Genomic DNA, 17,368 nt, shown 5'->3' on the forward strand with positions numbered 1-17,368 from the left:
TAGATCCCGATACAAGATCATTCGTCACAATAAGCTAAAAAAAACTCGTCATAGCGACGAGGTATTTAAACGATGATCTATCATTTTTTCCAAATCGATACGGCAAGCCCTCCGACGTAGCCAACCATCGCTCCGCTCGCAATAGCATATGTCAGCTGTATATTGAAGAAGAACGAGAGGATTACACCGAGAGTCGTCCCCGCAATCAACCCAAAACAAATGATACAGTCCTTCCATTCTCGTGAATCCATCTGGCTCCTCCTTACCAATCCGTTCAATCTTCCGACTTCATTTCCCCAATTTCTTTAAGACCTTTTAACGTTCTCATTTTCCGTGTGTGATGCTGGACAGCATAGGCCAACATCGCAACAACAACTATATTTAATAGGATTGTCCATTTTGCAACCGGATTCGAGAAGTTCGCTAAGACGACCACAAAATTGGCGAGCAAAACGGTTCCGTACAGTTGTATGATTCGTGTTTCACGCTGAATCATCGAGTCAAAATCTGAATACAATTGGAACGATCCGTCGCTCGTTCGCTTTCTTAAAAAGACCCAGCGATAGGATGTGTCAACGACCTCAATCCCAACTTCAGTCATGAAAGCCATGTAAGCTTTCGAATCGGGATGAGAGGGCAGTTCTCGTAACAATTCAATTCGATATGTATACATCCCTGGTTCGACTGAACGAAAGCGATATCGCATGAAGCGAAACGACTCGAGGGCCCATCCCTTTTCTGCCATCTCGTTGAGCCATTTCTCTTCCTTCTCATAATCAACAAATATGCGATAGACCGTTTTCGTCTTCATGTGTCCAACTCCTTTGTCCATTCATGACCGTGTCGTACCAATTCTTCTAGTCGCCTCAATTCTGTCTTAAGTGCTTCTCGACCAGCATCGGTGATTTCGTATTCCTTTTTCCGAGCCGTTCCTTCGAGTGCCTGAATCCATCCGCGCTCTACGAGACTACTAAGGGCACCGTATAACGTACCTGGTGCGAGCTGGACTCGCCCTTGACTCAGCTCTTGGACAAATTGCATCATCCCATACCCGTGCCTCGGGACTTGCAAGGACAATAATATATAGTAAACCGCCTCGGTTAATGCACCTGTATTCGACTGTTGTGTCACGTATCCGTCTCCTCTATATCGTAGTTCGTTATATCGCCATCCGATATATCAAAAATATCCTATTTTTGGTTATAAGGCAAGATAAAATGCCAAGGAAATGATTCCTTGGCATTTCTTCATGATTCATCCAGCTCAGTCGAAACGAATTCATACTCCCGTTGACTCGGAAGCACTTCTTTATTCTTCTTCGGAAACGTAGCATCGAACGCCTCAACTTCCGCTTCTTCTACTTCCATGCCTTCTGTGAATACCGCCATACCCCGAACCCCCTCTAGCGCCCCTTCGTATAAAGGTAATACGAGCAGTCCTTTATAGTACTGTCCGTCAGGCATTGCGATGTCATATCGCTTCCCGCCTACAAATCCATATGGCTCATAATGATACGGATAGCCAAGTGTCAGGATCGCACGATAGCCAAGCGACTTTGCATGTTCAATCGAATGTGTAATGAGATGTCTGCCAAGTCCTTGTCGGTGGTACTTCGGGTCGATGAAAACCGGACCGAATGTGATCGTATCAACCGACTCTTCTCCGTCTACGACTTTCGACTTCGAGTAAAAAATCCCGCCGGCCAGTTCTCCGTCCACCTCGATGACCCATGACAATTCAGGTAAGTAATCTTCATGTTTTCGCAGTTGATGAATCGCATAATGCTCATGACATCCCGGGAAATATAAATTCCAAAACGCTTCCCGCGCAATCGCTTCGACGCGACGCTCATCATCCGGTCTTTCTTTTCGTATGTTGAACATTCGCCTCACTCCTTTCCAATCATTATACGAAAAAGGTCCAGCTTTCGCTGAACCTCATCGCTTATTCAGCAGCAAGCGCCGCCTCTTCTTCGTGATATTTCTCGACGAAAGCGTCGAGCAACGCCCGTACCTCGTCCGTCGATTTTGTTTCCATCAGATTATGACGAAGCTCGCTCGCCCCACGGAATCCTTTGACATAAATCTTGAAGAAACGGTGCAAGTTCGAAATCGAACGCGGCACGTCCTCTTGGAATTTGTCTTGAAGGTCCAATTGCAGACGCAATAAATCAAGATGTTCTTCCATCGAATGTTCACGCGGCTCTTTTTCGAACGCGAACGGGTTTTTGAAAATCCCGCGACCGATCATGACCCCGTCAACGCCGTATTTTTCAACGAGCTCGAGACCCATTTGACGGTCGAGGATGTCCCCGTTGATCGTGATGAGCGTATCCGGTGCGATCTCGTCACGCAACTTCACGATGTCCGGAATGAGCTCCCAATGGGCATCGACTTTACTCATCTCTGAGCGTGTCCGTAAATGAATCGACAGGTTGGCGATGTCCTGCTTCAAAATATGTGTCAACCAGTCACGCCACTCGTCGAGCTTCGAATACCCGAGACGCGTCTTGACGCTGACGGGGAGTCCGCCGGCTTTCGCCGCTTGAATAAGCTCTGCCGCGACTTCCGGACGAAGGATGAGTCCGCTCCCTTTCCCGCGTCGTGCGACGTTCGGGACCGGGCAACCCATGTTGATGTCGAGTCCTTTATAGCCCATCTCGGCCATACCGATACTCATTTGACGGAAGTACTCCGGGTTGTCTCCCCAAATATGGGCGACCATCGGCTGTTCGTCCTCCGTGAACGTCAAACGACCGCGGAGGCTGCCTTTCCCTTCCGGGTGGCAATAGCTGTCCGAGTTCGCGAACTCGGTGAAAAACACGTCCGGGCGCCCCGCATGGGCGACGACGTGGCGGAAGACGACGTCGGTCACGTCTTCCATCGGTGCAAGTATGAAGAATGGACGCGGAAGGTCGCGCCAGAAGTTCTCTTTCATCGTAAAATCAGTTCCTTTCTAAAATACAGTCCAACAAAATCACTTATCTATTCTATTATGTCTGCTGGATTGTATCAACTGACTTTACTCGTTTACTGCGTCTCGTGAATGAATTAGCTCAAAGAAGTGCGGAAACCCTTCTGTCAGCAAATAATGCAGTACCCTGTTTGTCTGTGCTTGGTCAATCGTACCGGTCTGTAACAATGTTTGTAAGACCATCCCGTCAATCCCGGCCATCGTCCACGTTGCGACCGCCCGTGTCGAAGGTCCTTTCTCAACACCGTAAGCTCGGACAAAAATCGCTTCAACCCGCGTGATCCAGTTCTCATACTTTTCTTTAAATTTTTGCTGAATATCCTCGTTTCCGACCATCGCTTCATGAGCAAGGTAAAACTGGAGCCGATTCTCTGCGTCTTTTTGAAACCGCTCCTGCATCCCGTCATAAATCTCTTGAATGATATCTCCCGCTTCTTTTCTGTCTTCTAAAGAGACGGTTGCAATTCGTTTGATTTCACCAAGTCCTTCGTCCATCACGTCATAGAGAATGTCTTCTTTGGAAGAGTAATAGTGATAAATAGCACCTGTACTGACACCTGCGCGTTCAGCAACTGCTCGAAGTGTCGTACCTTGTATTCCTTGATCGACGATGACTTCGCGTGCGGCCTGTAATATCTTGAGCTTCCCTTCATTCATCATCTCCGACATCCCTCTCGTTTTATAATGTCTCATTATACCACAATCATATGTCGGACTATCCACACTTCAATGTGAGCAACCACGCGATGTTGACAACGCTTACATTCGATTGTTAATATTTTCACATAAACATAACGAACGTTCGGTATGTTTATCGTATGGATATTATTTTTTTTACTCACTATTGAAAGGAGCGCTTCATATGTTCTTCTTCGAATCGATCCCTTGGTACAATTTTGCCATGTGGTTTGTCGTCCTCGGTTTACTGATCGGATTGAACGAGATTGTCCGTTCAAGCAAACGGTCTAGTCAATTGATGTTCATCGCCTTGCCAATCGCCCTGACACCGATTTGGCTATTCGTCGTCGACTCAGACATTACCTCATGGTTCCACTGGGTAAAAGTGTATTCTGCCTTGACCGGTTCACTCATTTACATGGTCATTCGTTTCACCAATTATCACAAGAAACATCCTTGGTATTTAATTCTCGTCCCTGCCATCCTGGCGATTAATATCGTGGAGGCTGTCATCCGAGAATTTCAAGTCGGGTTTATGGGATTTGAAGGGGTAGTCGATGGAATGTACTATATCTCAGGGGGCTGGAACTATGTGAACGCCTTCGCTGGTATTTTGAACGTTCTCTTAATTTGCGGATGGTTCGGCATATTCGCGACTTCCGGAAAGAAAATCGATATGATTTGGCCAGACCAGACGAAGTTGTGGATCATCGCTTACGGAATTTGGAACATCTCATATGTCTACTCTTGCGCACCAGGTAACGCATTCTATTCTGGATTTGCTTTAAATATCGCAGCTACGATACCAGTCCTCCTTTGGGCGAAAGGAACGTGGATGCAAAACCGGGCACAAACTCTTACGATATGGATGATGTGGGTCATGACATTCCCTTACTTCTTCGCTATCGGTAGTACGTTTAACGTGAGCGTCTCTTACAACCCTGCCGCGAACTGGACACTCGCAATCATAAGTTTGACACTAAACGTCGTCCTTGCGGTCATGCAAGGATCACGTATCGTCAAACGTCGCCTCAATCCATTGACTGACGAGATTTGGACAGATACGGAAGAATACAAAGACGTCAATGCACTCCGTGACGGAAATGAATATCCAAATGGAGACATCGCAAAAGTGTATTAACACCTTATAAACCGAACGGATGAATGAACCAATAACGATTCATTCATCCGTTCGGTTTTCTTATGTCTCAATCATGCCATTCTCCCATTGAACAATGGGTTCACCTAAGTAATGAACACTTATTTCAACTTCCAAGTACGCTGTATCGGTTAACCACATACAACTGAACAACAGACGATTTTCTCCATACAATTCTCCAACGATTTCCAAACAGCCACTTTTAACGACGTCACGTAGCTTTGTCATCGGCATAATGTCATACGTCGCCTCATGAAATCGGGTAATCGATGACTCTTCCCAATCCACCCGAGGTACGACCACAACGGCACGAGACGTCCACCGCGTTCGCTCTTTGAACCGGTCTTCGATCCCGTTCGCAAACTCAAACCGGATCGCATCTTTCGAGACAGATACGTCGGACACGACCGCCCGTTGAAAGGACAACGGCGATTTCGCATGTTTCATCACGTATTGCTTCATCGTTTTCCTCCTTTTCTATAAATATCACGAGAAACCTTTCTTTTCATTTCGCCTTATCTGATCAAATTTCCTCGGTGCCTGATAACAAACGTCATGAAAATCGAATAATCACTTCATAACATGCCGAATAGCTTGTGATTTTTTGCGGATTTCATAAAAAATGAAAAGAGTGCATCGGCGTGTATGACTTGAAGAGTGGAGGAGTTCATATGAAATATTATGAAAAGACATGGTTTGTCGTGTTGATGCTGATTCTATTCTTTCCGGTCGGTCTCATCTTAATGTGGCGTTTTGAAAAATTCCCAGTTCTCATTCGTCTATCCGTCACAATTGTGCTGTTACTCTTCCTGGGGGTCGCCTTTAGTAGTGGGGATTCAGAAAGCGCTGAACATTTACATCAGGAACTGGCTAGTTTGAAAAAAGAAAAGAACGATATTGTGGCTGAGAAGAACAACCTGCAGGCACAACTCGATGACTTCAAAGTAGAAAACGCATCTCTTCTTCAGCAACTAGAGGCGACGAAAGAAACGACCGAACAAACCATTAAAGACATGGAAACGAAAATGCGTGAACAGTTTGATTCTGAACTGGAAAGCGCCAAAGCCGCGGCAGAAAAGCGTGCTGATGCAGAGATTGCCGCTATCCGCCAAGAAGAGGCCGCCAAAACGGAAGCCGCGATCGCCAAGGCGAAAAAAGAGTTCGAACAGCAAGCCCAGGCTTCCACGAACTCACAATCCACGACGAAGACCGAGTATTTCCAAAACTGTACCGACTTACGCGGAACGTATCCTGGGGGCGTGTCTTCAGACCACCCTGCTTACCAATCGAAGATGGACCGTGACAACGATGGTTGGGCATGTGAATCATGAAAAATAGACCTGATCCCTTGTATCATAAAAGGGACAGGTCTATTCCACGTCATTCCTTCAATTTTGTTGAAAAACCCCAAACTTCCAAAGCTTCTTCGTTCGTTTCACCGCAAGGACACACCGCCAAATCACGGTCACCCGATGCGCGAGCTCGTTCTCGACTCCCCAAGAGAAGTTCGGTTGCCAATATCCGTCTTCATTCAACGAATCGATCCAATAGTCAATATTCTGTTCCACATACGGCTCGACGAGAGGATACCACGGTGAGCTTGGAGAGTTGACGAAATCGAGTGGCTGCGCGACGTAGTCCATCCATTGAGAAGGATCTGTATGTAGGCATTCCCGTATCCGCCTCTCCAAATGCCGCTCTGCCGTCTCATCCCACAGTTCGGGCTGTATCTCCTGCAGCGTCTCCGCGAGGACTTGCAGGCAAAAACAGTCATGCATATAGCACGGGGCGTCGCTCGTCAAAAACTCGAGACACCGCTTGGCAATCTGAAGACCGATCGTTCGTTGCCCCTCGTCACCGTACGTCAAAAAAGCCGATGCGACGATGGCAGAAGGATTCGGAGAAAACCGCTCTTCTTTTGCATAGTTCCACCACGGGGCGTGCGGATGATCGTCGACTTGCTTCGGAACTTTCTCCCAAAACGATGCAAGCTCGACATCCGTATGGAGCGTCTGCTCAAAATAGTCGAGCAGATCGACAAACCACGGCTGACTGCAATCAAGATCATATTCGTATGCGATCAAAATCGCTTCAGCGGACGCGATGCTAGACGAGTCAGGCATTTGAATATCCGCCTCGAGCCCGTTGCCAAATCCACCATCCGCGTTTTGATACGCCAGGAGCGCCGCGACGATTTCGTCCGTCGTCCCACCTCGAAAGTCGACATTCCATTTTGCCCGTTCCAATGCCCGTCCATGATTGCCGACGTAAGCTTCAATCTGTTCGAACTGTGTTTGTTGTAATTGCTTCATCTCGTCCTCCCGCTTGATTAAGGTGTACCTTGAATCTCTTCTAGTATAAATACCCTAGAAAATCGAGTGTTCCTTCCGTCCACAGCTTGTCGCCGACAGGTCGAATCATCAATTCTGTGAATGTATCCTCGCCAATCCCATGCGTCGTCAACTGTTGGTCATTGATTTGAAGCCACGTACACGGATTGGTCGCATGGACGAATCCTGTTTTCACGTACAGGTCGTCCCGGTCAGCGAACAACAAGACGAAGTCGACAGCTTTCCGTTCGCCGAGCGCGACCACTGCTTCCACGAGCTTCTTCCCGACGCCGTTTCCACGTTCGTCTTCCTGCACGCACAGATCGATGATGCCGAGCACGCGTACCGGCACCCCATCCAGATTCATCACCCGATAGTCTAAACCGACTTGGCCGATGACACGACTCTCATCAAACGCGATCAGGCGTTGATGCGGTGTTTGCTTGAAAAAAGTCCGCTTCGGATAAAGCGGGGCGAACGATGCCATCAGTAGCTCCCGCAGTTGACGTTCCATCACCTCATCAAGGTCAAACTCCAACACTTCTCTAATTTCCATCCCATTCCTCATCTCTCGTGACCTACTGGATGGCCCTTCACCCGTCCACTCCAGGAAACATCAAATGTGTGTTTACGATTTTATAACCCAATCCTTGATACAGCTTGACCGCCGCTTGATTAAGCTCCCACACTTCCAGCTTCGACTTTTTCAAACCGACCGATTTAAAGTAGTTGAAGAGAAATTGCATAATTTGCTTCCCGATTCCTTGACCACGGTATGACGCCAACACATACAACGTCTCGACATGCCCGACCCCCTCGTCCTCAAAGACGGTACAGCCACCGACTAATTCACCGTCGATGGAAAATACAAAGTTTCGGAAGTGCTTGTTCTTGGATTGCGCTTCGAATGCCTCAAGGTCGAGCGGCGTGACGAACATGTCGTCATACATCGCCTTATAGCTTGCCAGCACATCCTCGTCTTCCGTGTCCATTTCCTCCACGTGCAGGTTTTCGGAAAGACGGATTGCCTGAGTATCCTCTAATTCTTTTTCCATGACAACGGTGTATTGCGGGTCAAATCCGTTCTTCACGTAAAACGCAAGCTTCTCCTCATCCGGCTCGAAGCCTGTATAAATATGTGCCTTCAAATCAGGTTGCAACGCCCGCAACGTCTTGGCACGATTGTACACTTGGTCAAAAAGAGATTGCCGCACATAATCTTGATTCGTATTGACTTGAATGAACAATAAATAAGGCGTGTCCCCCGTTTGATGCGTGTTAATCGACGGGTAGACGAAAGCATACCCCAAAAATTCATCCTGTTCGTCAAACGCCAAAAAAATGTTTTCCTTCGCATTGCCGTACTGATCCTCGTTCGGATTGATGATTTGAATGTTCATACGGTGGTCTCCATTCATTTAATGTACGTGCACAGTTTCTTCGGTTAAGAAATTCGCTAGTCGACAAGTTCTTTCCTTTCGAATAACGCAGAAAAAAGATCCCTATTCTCCTGTGATTAGGGATCTTCGTGACGAATGGTTTAGAAAATTATAATCTTAGCGTTTTTTGCATAACCGAGCGTGATTCTTTTAAACTTCATCCCATAACGAGACGGTTCAAACGTGTGTTCATGGCGGCTGAGAGATGCACTTCCAATCGGGTTCAATGTATGGAAGACGACGACCGGTTTTCCTTCTGAATTATAATAAAAATGCGGATCCATCAAGTCTGGCATCGAATGCCCCTCTGTGAACTCCCATTCGTACGTATTGTCTGACGTCAATATCTCGGACTCCCACCAGGACACACCGTGCCACATCGCGCCAAACTCCTGAAGTTCGTGATAGGCAAGCGCTGCCTGCAAATACGATAATGGACTGCCGTCTCCATCTATCGCTTCCATAAAATCATCTAGCGCCATCTCCGGCTTAGGCGGTGACAATAAATATTCCGATAATCGTTTACACTCCTCAGGTTCCGGCAATGGTTGGTCTGCCGGAATGGCCCAAACGATGCCGTTCCCGTTTTCTCCTTCTACGAATTGGTAGGCTTCCAATTTGAATTCTTCTTTCACACGAATTTTTGAAAACTCACGAATGACGCGTTCCGGGTCATCAAAGGACTTTCTCCAGCCATCCGAAAATACTCTCATTCTCCGTTCTTCCGGAGAAGCTTCCTCAATTTCCGTCTCCGGCTTGGTGTCCTCTAGCGTAAATATGTGCAAAGTCCCGGCATCATGCTGTTGAATCGTGTTTTGTTGAGAGGACCGGGTGTCGGCCTGCCCTGAATAGTTCTCTCCATTCTCCGAAATTGAATGGCTGAACAACTCGCGTCCCTTTTTCAATATCCGTTTGATCCATTTTTTATGTTCCATTCTTCAATCCCCATTCTTGTCGAACTGATTTCGTAAAATCAGTGTACAAAATCCGGTCGGTTCATCTAGGTAAAATTTCTTATCAGGTTAAATAAAAATGGATAGACGCCTTGTTGACGTCTATCCATGTCATTTCATTCACGCACGCTCTACATCAACGTTCCGTTTATAGTGCACGACCGATACCCCGTTTAGAAGGGAATGATGCTCAGTCACCTGGAAAGTAAGAGGATTCAAACCGTCGTTCGGGAACAACTGCTTTCCAGAACCGATGATAATCGGGTAGTGGATGAACCGGCACTCGTCAACGAGATCGTGGTGCAACAAGGTTTTCACGAGTTCACTGCTTCCCCACACATGAAAGTCCGGTCCATCTGCTTGCTTTAATTCTTTCAATTGCTCAACCGGTTCGGATAGAAATACGTCCTGTCCCAACAATGAATCACGTTGTGTCGTTGAAGCCACATATTTGGTAGCAGCGTTCGCTTCCGGCCAAATCTCTGCATGATTTGGCCAATAATCTGCCCATAGTTCATATGTTCTTCTTCCCAACAACAAATCGAACTCACGATGCATCTGCCCCCGGATCAGTCTCCCTAATTCTGTGCTCGCAAATGGCGCCGTCCAACGACAGATGTTCCAACACAATAATTTTTCTCATTTTCAACCCCCCTCATTTTACTGTACAAAAAAGCCTCCAATCTCAACAATCGAAGGCTACTTTATCTCATCTTATTCTACTTTCTCCATCATCGCCATCGCATTCACATGTGTTTATAAGAATGTGTTATTCATTGGATGTTTCGTTTATATACACTCTTAATTCTTCTAATTCTTCAAACTTATTGATCGCGACTGCATTTCCTTTCATCAGTTCCATGGCCCGCTCATCAAACGTCTGTATTTTTTCAGAAACGATATCAAAATCACCACGATGCAAATGAGCAGCTACATCCGGTAGTTCCAGATCATCATAGATCTTTCGGTATTCTTTATAGATGCGAAGGCTTGAATAATCAGTTTCATCATAAGAAGTGGAAAGCATCAAAGTCATTTCATTCTGTAGTTTCGTCGCAGCTGCGAACATAGCGATTTCATTTTCCTTGTTGCATGCTGAAAGCACTTTATTCGTATATTCAAAAACTCCAGGATAATAACCCTTGAATACCTCTTGAAACGGCTCTCTTTCTCCGAGTCGTTTTTGTTCGGCCAGCAATAATTCTCTTATTTCTTCCTTTAGCCTCAGCGCAGTCTCTTCAATTTCACGAAAATTTTCGGAAGTCGATATTGTCCGGATCCATTCCAACAGTTTTTCAGGTCTAATTTCAAAGGATTGGAGCTTTTCATCATTCGCCCACCACACTCTGTTGAAGTAGGTTTGATTTATGAGAGCCAGACAGTCTACAGATGTATCAATAAACTCCAGTGCGGCCGTCCTGATCGAAGCGACATCGTTCTCTTTGATCGACAAGGCCAGCTTTTCAAAGTAGAACGGGATGTCTTTATACACTTCCTCTGCCTCTTTCATCATCACTCGTTTATTCTCAGGTTTTTGCAACTTTACGATTTTCTCTTGAAGTGAGTTAAACCTTTTTAAATCCTGTTCAGATCTTGAGTAAAGCACCTTTGCGTTTGCTATGAGTGATGGCGCCACCGCATAACTTTGCTTTCCTGAAGCAATTTTTTCAGCGAATTCCCAGGAAACCGGCCAAAACTCGAAAGGCAGTTCTTGAAAGATGAAAGAGCTGTAGAGCGGAACCTTTTTCCCCTCATCCGGAATGTAAAACATGTCCAGGTCAGAAGTCTCCGATGCTTCCCCAGTAGCATAAGAGCCGTAATAAGCTACTATTCCAACGTCCGTCCCATAGTTTTCTTTTACATTCTCAACGAGTACTTCGGCAACTTTAAAAACGTCAACCACTTGTATTCACCCCTTTTTCCAACCTTTGAAATCCGATTTCATCTGTAATATTATGGATGATTATCTATAAATAATGGTGAATTAAGAGTAGCTGAAACGCAAGGTAAAAATCTTTGAGCTTCTTGTTTCTCGTACAAATTTACACAAAAAATTCCCCCAAACTACCTGTTTGGAGGAATTTATAACACGCTTCACTATATACTTTTTCTACTCTTTCTCCATCCATGCCACCGTCTCCACATGCGCCGTATGCGGGAACATGTCGACCGGCGTCACTTCCATCAAACGATAGCCACGGTCGGCGAGATAACGCATATCGCGCGCTTGCGTCGCGACGTTACAAGAGACGTACACGATCCGCTTCGGTCCCATCTCGACCATCGTCTCGAGGAACGATTCGGCACAGCCTTTTCGTGGCGGGTCGACGACGATCACGTCCGGATTCACGCCGTCTTTCTTCCACTGCGGGAGCACGTCTTCCGCCGCTCCACATGCGTACGTCACGTTATCCATCTCATTGACGAGCGCGTTCTGTTTCGCATCCTCGATGGCTTCTGGTACGACTTCAACGCCGTACACATGAGCCGCTTTTCGGGCGAGGAACAGACTGATTGTCCCGATACCACAATATGCATCGACCACTTGCTCCGTACCTGACAACTGTGCGTACTCCAGTGCTTTTCCGTACAGCTTCTCCGTTTGGACCGGATTGACTTGGAAGAACGAGTGCGGGGAAATCGTGAACGTCAGTCCTGCGATTTTATCCTCAATCGTCTCATGGCCGTAGAGCAACTTGTTCGTCGCTCCGAGGATGACGTTCGTCTTGTCCGGGTTGACGTTTTGCATGATCGACGTCACGTCCGGAAGACGCTCGACGATGTCGGCGACGATTTCATTCACACCTTTTAGTTTCGTCGTCTTCGTGATGAGGACGATCATGAGTTCACCCGAATGATATCCATATCGGGCCATGACGTGACGGATGACCCCACGTCCGGTCTTCTCGTCATACGCCGGCACACCACGTGCATCTAACACGTCGCGAACGACTTGAACGGCTTTGTCATTGCGCTCATCTTGAATCAAACATTCGCTCATCTCAACGATGTCATGCGAACGTGGGCGATAGAAGCCCGAGACGAGACGGTCTCCTTCTTGTTTGAACGGGACTTGAGCCTTGTTGCGGTAGCGCCATGGCTCCGGCATGCCGATTGTGTCATGTACTGGCACGTCGAACTGACCGAGGCGCTTGAGCGCATCGACGACGCGTTCCCGTTTCTGGCGAAGTTGTCCTTCATAGCTGAAGTGTTGCAGCTGGCAGCCGCCACATTGATAAAAGATCGGGCACGGCGGCTCGACGCGGTCCGCGCTCGCTTCTTTCACGTTCAACAATCGGGCGAACCCGTACTGCTTGTTCGTCTTCGTCACGACGATTTCGACCGTCTCTCCTGGTAACGCGTTCGGAACGAACAGCGTATAGCCATCGACACGTGCCACACCCGCCCCTTCATGGGTCAAATCGTGGACGTGGACATCGAGACGATCATTCTTTTTCACTGGTAGCATACGAATGCTCCTTCCATTGCAAATAGGAATGACTGATGTCGTCATTCCTATCTTTTCACTCTGCTTTATCGAGCGAAACATTGAACAATTGCTTGATCATCTGTTCGCGTTCATATTGTGCATTCAAATCTTCCATCTCGCGGATTCGGGCGTTCGGTGCGAGTACCGTCAAGTGACGGAACAAGTTCCGCATCTCGCCGGTGCACTCCCCGCCGTACTCGCCGTCGATGTTGAGACTCATCGGTTCTGTCGTCTTCATCTTGACGCGGCTCGTCTTCACATGTTCGACGAGCGAGCTTGATAAATGCTCCCCACGGAGGAGAAGACGGACGACATGGATGAATTCGAACAAGTTACATTTCCGAAGGATGAACAGGTCGAACAACCCGTCATTCAACGACGCATGGGGTGAGATTTTTTCAAAACCACCGACCGAGTTCGAGTTCGATGTGAGGAAGACCATGACTTCTCCTTGGAACGTTCCTTCATCGTGCTCGAGCTCGATATACGTCGGTTTGATGAGCGGTAGTTTCTCCATCCCCTTCACGTAATAGGCGAGCTGACCGAGTGCCGTTTTTAACTTCGATGGCACTTCATACGAAAGTTCGGTCATGATCCCGCCACCAGCGATATTGATGAAATAGTGGATGTCACCTTTCTCGCCTTCAATCTCCCCAAGGTCGACGGGCATCTCGAACCCGTCACAAATGACGTCGAGTGCACCGACGACGCTGAGCGGAATTCGCATCGCCCGGGCAAAATCGTTCGTCGTCCCGACCGGAATGAGCCCGATCGTCGGACGGTTCTCAAGCGGTGCAAGCCCTGAGATGACTTCATTCAATGTCCCGTCTCCACCTGCGGCGATGATGAGATCGAATTCGGCCGCCGAGGCCCGTTTTGCTTCGAGCGTGGCATCACCAATCGCTTTCGTCGCATACGTCGACGTCTCATAACCCGCATCCTCGAGGCGGTTCAAAATGTACGGGAGTTCCCGTTTGATCACTTCTTTACCAGATGTCGGGTTATAAATGACCCGCGCACGTTTCCGTTGCATATTGATTCTCTCCCCTGTGCTCAACTCGAGCGAAAAGCGAGACACAAGTGTCTCGCCGCCTGCTTAGCGTTTTGCGATCTCTTCGTGGAACAAGCCATCGAGGAGTGCCGGGTTCGCCATCCCTTTCGTCTGTTTCATGATTTGCCCGATGATGAAGCCTTTCGCACGGTCTTTCCCGTTCTTGAAGTCTTCGATCATTTGCGGATGTGCCTCGAACAATTCGAGGATGTAGCCGCGGAGCAAGTTCTCGTCCGAGATTTGGGCGAGACCGTTCGCTTCGACATACGCTTTCGGCTCTGCGCCCTCTTCCATCATCGCTGTGAAGACACGCTTCGCAATCTTCGATGAAATCGTGCCTTCCGCGATCAAGCGGATGAGTTCTGCGAGTGATTCCGGCGTCAACTTCATCGTCTCGACCGTTTCATCCGACTTGTTCAAGTGACCGAGTACTTCACCCATGAGCCAGTTCGCTGCTGCCTTCGGTTCAGCCCCAGCCGCTGTCGTCGCTTCAAAGAAGTCCGAGAACTCACGCGTCGACGTGAGGGCTTTCGCATCGTATGCCGAGAGACCGTATTGGCTCATGTAGCGTTCACGACGTGCTGCCGGCATCTCTGGGATCGTCGCGCGAATGCGCTCTTTCCATGCCTCATCGATTTCGAGACGGACGAGGTCCGGTTCTGGGAAGTAGCGGTAGTCCGCTGCCCCTTCTTTGACACGCATGAGAATCGTCTTTTTCGCTGCCTCATCATAGCGAAGCGTCTCTTGACGCATGACGCCGCCTGAGAGAAGCAATTTACGGTGACGTGTCTCTTCAAAGTCGAGTGCCTTCAAGACGTTCGAGAACGAGTTCAAGTTCTTGAGCTCCGTCTTCGTCCCGAACTTCTCTTGCCCGTATGGACGGACCGAGATGTTACAGTCACAACGAAGCGATCCTTCTTCCATCTTGACGTCCGAGACGCCAGCGAATGAGAGGACCTCTTTCAAGCGTTCGAGATACGCGACCGCATCTTTCGGCGAACGCATATCCGCTTCACTGACAATCTCGATGAGTGGTGAACCGGTCCGGTTGAAGTCGACGACCGAATGTTTCTCGCCCGTATGGTTCATCTTCCCAGCATCTTCTTCCAAGTGCACGCGCTCGATGCGGAATCGTTTCATCTCTCCGTCCACTTCAACGTCGACGTGACCGTTCGAGCCGATCGGCTTGTCGAACTGCGAGATTTGATACGCTTTCGGCGTGTCAGGATAGAAGTAGTTCTTGCGGTCAAATTTTGTATCTGTCGCGATCTCACAATTGAGTGCCATCGCCGCTTTGATCGCGAGGTTGACCGCTTCTTCGTTCAATTTAGGCAAGACGCCCGGGTGTCCGAGACAAATCGGACACGTCTGTGTATTCGTTTCGGCACCGTAAGTGCGTGAGCAGCCACACCAAATCTTCGACTTCGTGCTCAGCTCGGCGTGCACCTCGATCCCGATGATCGTTTCAAAGTTCATCGTACGTCCTCCTTAGAGCTGTGGCATCTTGAAACCGCCGTTTGCTTGTTCAAAAGCATGGGCCACGCGGTAAAGTGTTGATTCATCAAAGTAGTTCCCGATAATTTGAAGACCGACCGGAAGACCTTCTGAAAGACCTGCCGGGACCGAGATTGCCGGGATGCCGACCAAGTTGACCGGAATCGTCATGATATCGTTCGCATACATCGTGAGCGGATCGTCGAGCTGTTCGCCAAGTTTGAACGCTGTCGTCGGTGCCGTAGGTCCAACGATGGCATCGTACTCTTCGAACACTTTCGCGAAGTCCTGCTTCATGAGGGTACGGACTTGTTGTGCTTTCTTGTAGAACGCATCGTAATAACCAGAGCTGAGCGCATATGTCCCAAGCATGATCCGGCGTTTGACCTCATCACAGAAACCTTGTTCACGCGAATACGTGAACACTTCGTCGAGCGTGTCCGCTTCGGCGCGGCGTCCGTAACGGATGCCGTCGAAACGAGCCAAGTTCGAAGAGGCTTCTGACGATGCGAGCAAGTAGTAAGCCGAAAGTGCGTACTTCACGGACGGGATGGATACCGTCTCGATTGTCGCACCGAGAGACTTGAGTGTCTCAATCGCTTTTTCGATTTGTTCGCGGACACCTGGCGCGACGCCTTCTGCCATGAACTCTTCTGGAAGGGCGAACTTCATCCCCGTCAAATCTTGGTTAAGTGCTGCCGTATAGTCAGGCACCTCAACCTCGGCTGACGTCGAATCCATGTCGCAATGTCCTGCAATCGTATTCAATAAGTAAGCATTGTCTTCAACGGTACGCGTGAGCGGACCGATTTGGTCGAGTGAGGACGCGAAGGCAACGAGACCGAAGCGAGAGACGAGACCGTATGTCGGTTTCATACCGACGACACCGCAATAAGCGGCTGGTTGACGGATCGAACCACCCGTATCCGAACCGAGGCTAAAGAGGACTTGCCCAGCTGCGACCGATGCCGCTGAACCGCCTGAAGAACCTCCTGGTACACGTGTCGGGTCCCATGGGTTACGGACCGGTTTGAACGCCGAGTTCTCGTTCGATGAACCCATCGCAAACTCGTCCATGTTCAACTTCCCGATCGTGACAGCGCCGGCGTCGTGAAGACGCTCCACAACTGTCGCATCGTGTGCCGGGACGAAGTTCTCGAGGAACGTCGAGGCACATGTCGTGCGCATCCCTTTTGTGACGATGTTATCTTTTACGCCGATTGGCATACCGAAGAGCGGATCGTCTGAAGTTTTCGCGAGCTCATCCATGCGTTTCGCTTGCTCGAACGCATCTTCATTGAGCGTCAAAAACGCACCGATTTTGTCATCCGTCGCTTCGATACGATCGAATGACTCTTTGACGAGGTCCGTGACCGTGACTTCGCCTTCTTTTAATAGCGAATGCAATTTCGCTACACCGTGGTCAAATAAACTCATGAAAGGCCTCCTTACTCAAAGACCGCAGGGACACGGACTTGACCGTTCTCCCAGTCAGGTGCCATCCGTTCGACTTCCTCACGTGGAAGCGATGGACGAACCTCGTCTTTGCGTAGTACGTTTTTCAAATCTAGGGCATGGGTCGTCGGTTCGACGCCCGTTGTATCCAGCTCATCGAGTTGCTCGGCGAACTCGAGAATTTTTGTCAATTGCTCCGTGAAGTGCGTCACTTCTTCATCCGTGATCGCAAGTCGGGCAAGTCCGGCGACGTGCCGAACTTCAGCTTCTGTAATACGAGCCAAAATTCCCACCTCCAACAGTTTTCAATACATCGTTCATTATCATACCACTTTTTCAGAAGACA

20 protein-coding genes are annotated in these 17,368 nt (G+C 48.6%); 2 read left to right on the top strand and 18 right to left on the bottom strand.

The window, feature by feature from the left end; genetic code table 11:
* Nucleotides 1-80: 80 nt before the first annotated feature.
* The 6 genes from KNO75_RS07465 to KNO75_RS07490 all read right to left on the bottom strand — a co-directional run bounded on the left by KNO75_RS07465 (nt 81) and on the right by KNO75_RS07490 (nt 3,666).
* Nucleotides 81-251 (bottom strand): hypothetical protein, encoded by a 171-nt coding sequence (locus KNO75_RS07465; RefSeq protein WP_214820731.1) that lies wholly within the window; start codon nt 249-251, stop codon nt 81-83.
* Between the two features lie 23 nt (nt 252-274).
* Nucleotides 275-811: a DUF2812 domain-containing protein gene (locus KNO75_RS07470; RefSeq protein WP_214820733.1), complete on the bottom strand. Its 537-nt coding sequence runs from the start codon at nt 809-811 to the stop codon at nt 275-277.
* The gene (locus KNO75_RS07475; protein ID WP_214820741.1) at nt 808-1,131 is read right to left on the bottom strand and encodes a PadR family transcriptional regulator; all 324 of its coding nucleotides are present in this window, start codon (nt 1,129-1,131) and stop codon (nt 808-810) included. Before KNO75_RS07475 ends, KNO75_RS07470 begins: the two co-directional genes overlap by 4 nt.
* Before the next feature lie 116 nt (nt 1,132-1,247).
* Entirely contained in the window at nt 1,248-1,883 is a 636-nt protein-coding gene (locus tag KNO75_RS07480; protein ID WP_214820743.1) for a GNAT family N-acetyltransferase, read from the bottom strand.
* A gap of 61 nt (nt 1,884-1,944) precedes the next feature.
* Entirely contained in the window at nt 1,945-2,937 is a 993-nt protein-coding gene (locus KNO75_RS07485; RefSeq protein WP_214820745.1) for a tRNA dihydrouridine synthase, read from the bottom strand.
* An 84-nt stretch (nt 2,938-3,021) separates the two neighbouring features.
* A complete protein-coding gene (locus tag KNO75_RS07490; RefSeq protein ID WP_251126067.1) occupies nt 3,022-3,666 on the bottom strand; it encodes a TetR/AcrR family transcriptional regulator in 645 nt (214 codons plus the stop codon).
* A 169-nt stretch (nt 3,667-3,835) separates the two neighbouring features.
* On the opposite strand from KNO75_RS07490, the gene KNO75_RS07495 reads away from it, so the two are divergent.
* On the top strand, nt 3,836-4,792 hold the full coding sequence (locus KNO75_RS07495; protein WP_214820747.1) for a DUF5692 family protein: 957 nt from the start codon (nt 3,836-3,838) through the stop codon (nt 4,790-4,792).
* Between the two features lie 60 nt (nt 4,793-4,852).
* On the opposite strand, the gene KNO75_RS07500 is transcribed toward KNO75_RS07495, so the two are convergent.
* Complete coding sequence (locus KNO75_RS07500; protein WP_214820749.1) at nt 4,853-5,272, bottom strand: hypothetical protein; 420 nt, start codon at nt 5,270-5,272, stop codon at nt 4,853-4,855.
* Nucleotides 5,273-5,481: 209 nt separating this feature from the next.
* Here KNO75_RS07500 and KNO75_RS15105 point away from each other — a divergent pair, with 209 nt between their 5' ends.
* Complete coding sequence (locus tag KNO75_RS15105) at nt 5,482-6,141, top strand: excalibur calcium-binding domain-containing protein (protein WP_214820751.1); 660 nt, start codon at nt 5,482-5,484, stop codon at nt 6,139-6,141.
* A gap of 57 nt (nt 6,142-6,198) precedes the next feature.
* On the opposite strand, the gene KNO75_RS07510 is transcribed toward KNO75_RS15105, so the two are convergent.
* The 11 genes from KNO75_RS07510 to gatC all read right to left on the bottom strand — a co-directional run bounded on the left by KNO75_RS07510 (nt 6,199) and on the right by gatC (nt 17,306).
* Nucleotides 6,199-7,122, bottom strand: a complete 924-nt coding sequence (locus tag KNO75_RS07510) for a hypothetical protein (RefSeq protein ID WP_214820753.1) — start codon at nt 7,120-7,122, stop codon at nt 6,199-6,201.
* 40 nt (nt 7,123-7,162) lie between these two features.
* Nucleotides 7,163-7,696 carry a GNAT family N-acetyltransferase gene (locus tag KNO75_RS07515; RefSeq protein ID WP_214820754.1) on the bottom strand — a complete coding sequence of 178 codons (534 nt, stop codon included), beginning with the start codon at nt 7,694-7,696 and terminating at the stop codon, nt 7,163-7,165.
* Nucleotides 7,697-7,733: 37 nt separating this feature from the next.
* The gene (locus tag KNO75_RS07520; protein WP_214820755.1) at nt 7,734-8,540 is read right to left on the bottom strand and encodes a GNAT family N-acetyltransferase; all 807 of its coding nucleotides are present in this window, start codon (nt 8,538-8,540) and stop codon (nt 7,734-7,736) included.
* Nucleotides 8,541-8,680: 140 nt separating this feature from the next.
* Nucleotides 8,681-9,514, bottom strand: a complete 834-nt coding sequence (locus KNO75_RS07525; protein ID WP_214820756.1) for a hypothetical protein — start codon at nt 9,512-9,514, stop codon at nt 8,681-8,683.
* Between the two features lie 138 nt (nt 9,515-9,652).
* Complete coding sequence (locus tag KNO75_RS07530; protein ID WP_251126068.1) at nt 9,653-10,162, bottom strand: dihydrofolate reductase family protein; 510 nt, start codon at nt 10,160-10,162, stop codon at nt 9,653-9,655.
* Between the two features lie 139 nt (nt 10,163-10,301).
* Nucleotides 10,302-11,435, bottom strand: a complete 1,134-nt coding sequence (locus tag KNO75_RS07535) for a nucleotidyltransferase domain-containing protein (RefSeq protein WP_214820758.1) — start codon at nt 11,433-11,435, stop codon at nt 10,302-10,304.
* Nucleotides 11,436-11,642: 207 nt separating this feature from the next.
* Entirely contained in the window at nt 11,643-13,001 is a 1,359-nt protein-coding gene (rlmD, locus tag KNO75_RS07540) for a 23S rRNA (uracil(1939)-C(5))-methyltransferase RlmD (protein ID WP_214820760.1), read from the bottom strand.
* A 55-nt stretch (nt 13,002-13,056) separates the two neighbouring features.
* Complete coding sequence (locus tag KNO75_RS07545) at nt 13,057-14,055, bottom strand: diacylglycerol kinase (RefSeq protein WP_214786002.1); 999 nt, start codon at nt 14,053-14,055, stop codon at nt 13,057-13,059.
* A gap of 63 nt (nt 14,056-14,118) precedes the next feature.
* Nucleotides 14,119-15,549 (bottom strand): Asp-tRNA(Asn)/Glu-tRNA(Gln) amidotransferase subunit GatB, encoded by a 1,431-nt coding sequence (gene gatB / locus KNO75_RS07550; protein ID WP_214793625.1) that lies wholly within the window; start codon nt 15,547-15,549, stop codon nt 14,119-14,121.
* 12 nt (nt 15,550-15,561) lie between these two features.
* Entirely contained in the window at nt 15,562-17,004 is a 1,443-nt protein-coding gene (gene gatA / locus KNO75_RS07555; protein WP_214820768.1) for an Asp-tRNA(Asn)/Glu-tRNA(Gln) amidotransferase subunit GatA, read from the bottom strand.
* 11 nt (nt 17,005-17,015) lie between these two features.
* Nucleotides 17,016-17,306, bottom strand: a complete 291-nt coding sequence (gatC, locus tag KNO75_RS07560) for an Asp-tRNA(Asn)/Glu-tRNA(Gln) amidotransferase subunit GatC (protein WP_012727041.1) — start codon at nt 17,304-17,306, stop codon at nt 17,016-17,018.
* Nucleotides 17,307-17,368 lie beyond the last annotated feature (62 nt).

Origin of the sequence: Exiguobacterium sp. s35 (genome assembly GCF_018617535.1) — a bacterium.
Taxonomy (GTDB): Bacteria; Bacillota; Bacilli; order Exiguobacteriales; family Exiguobacteriaceae; genus Exiguobacterium; species Exiguobacterium aestuarii.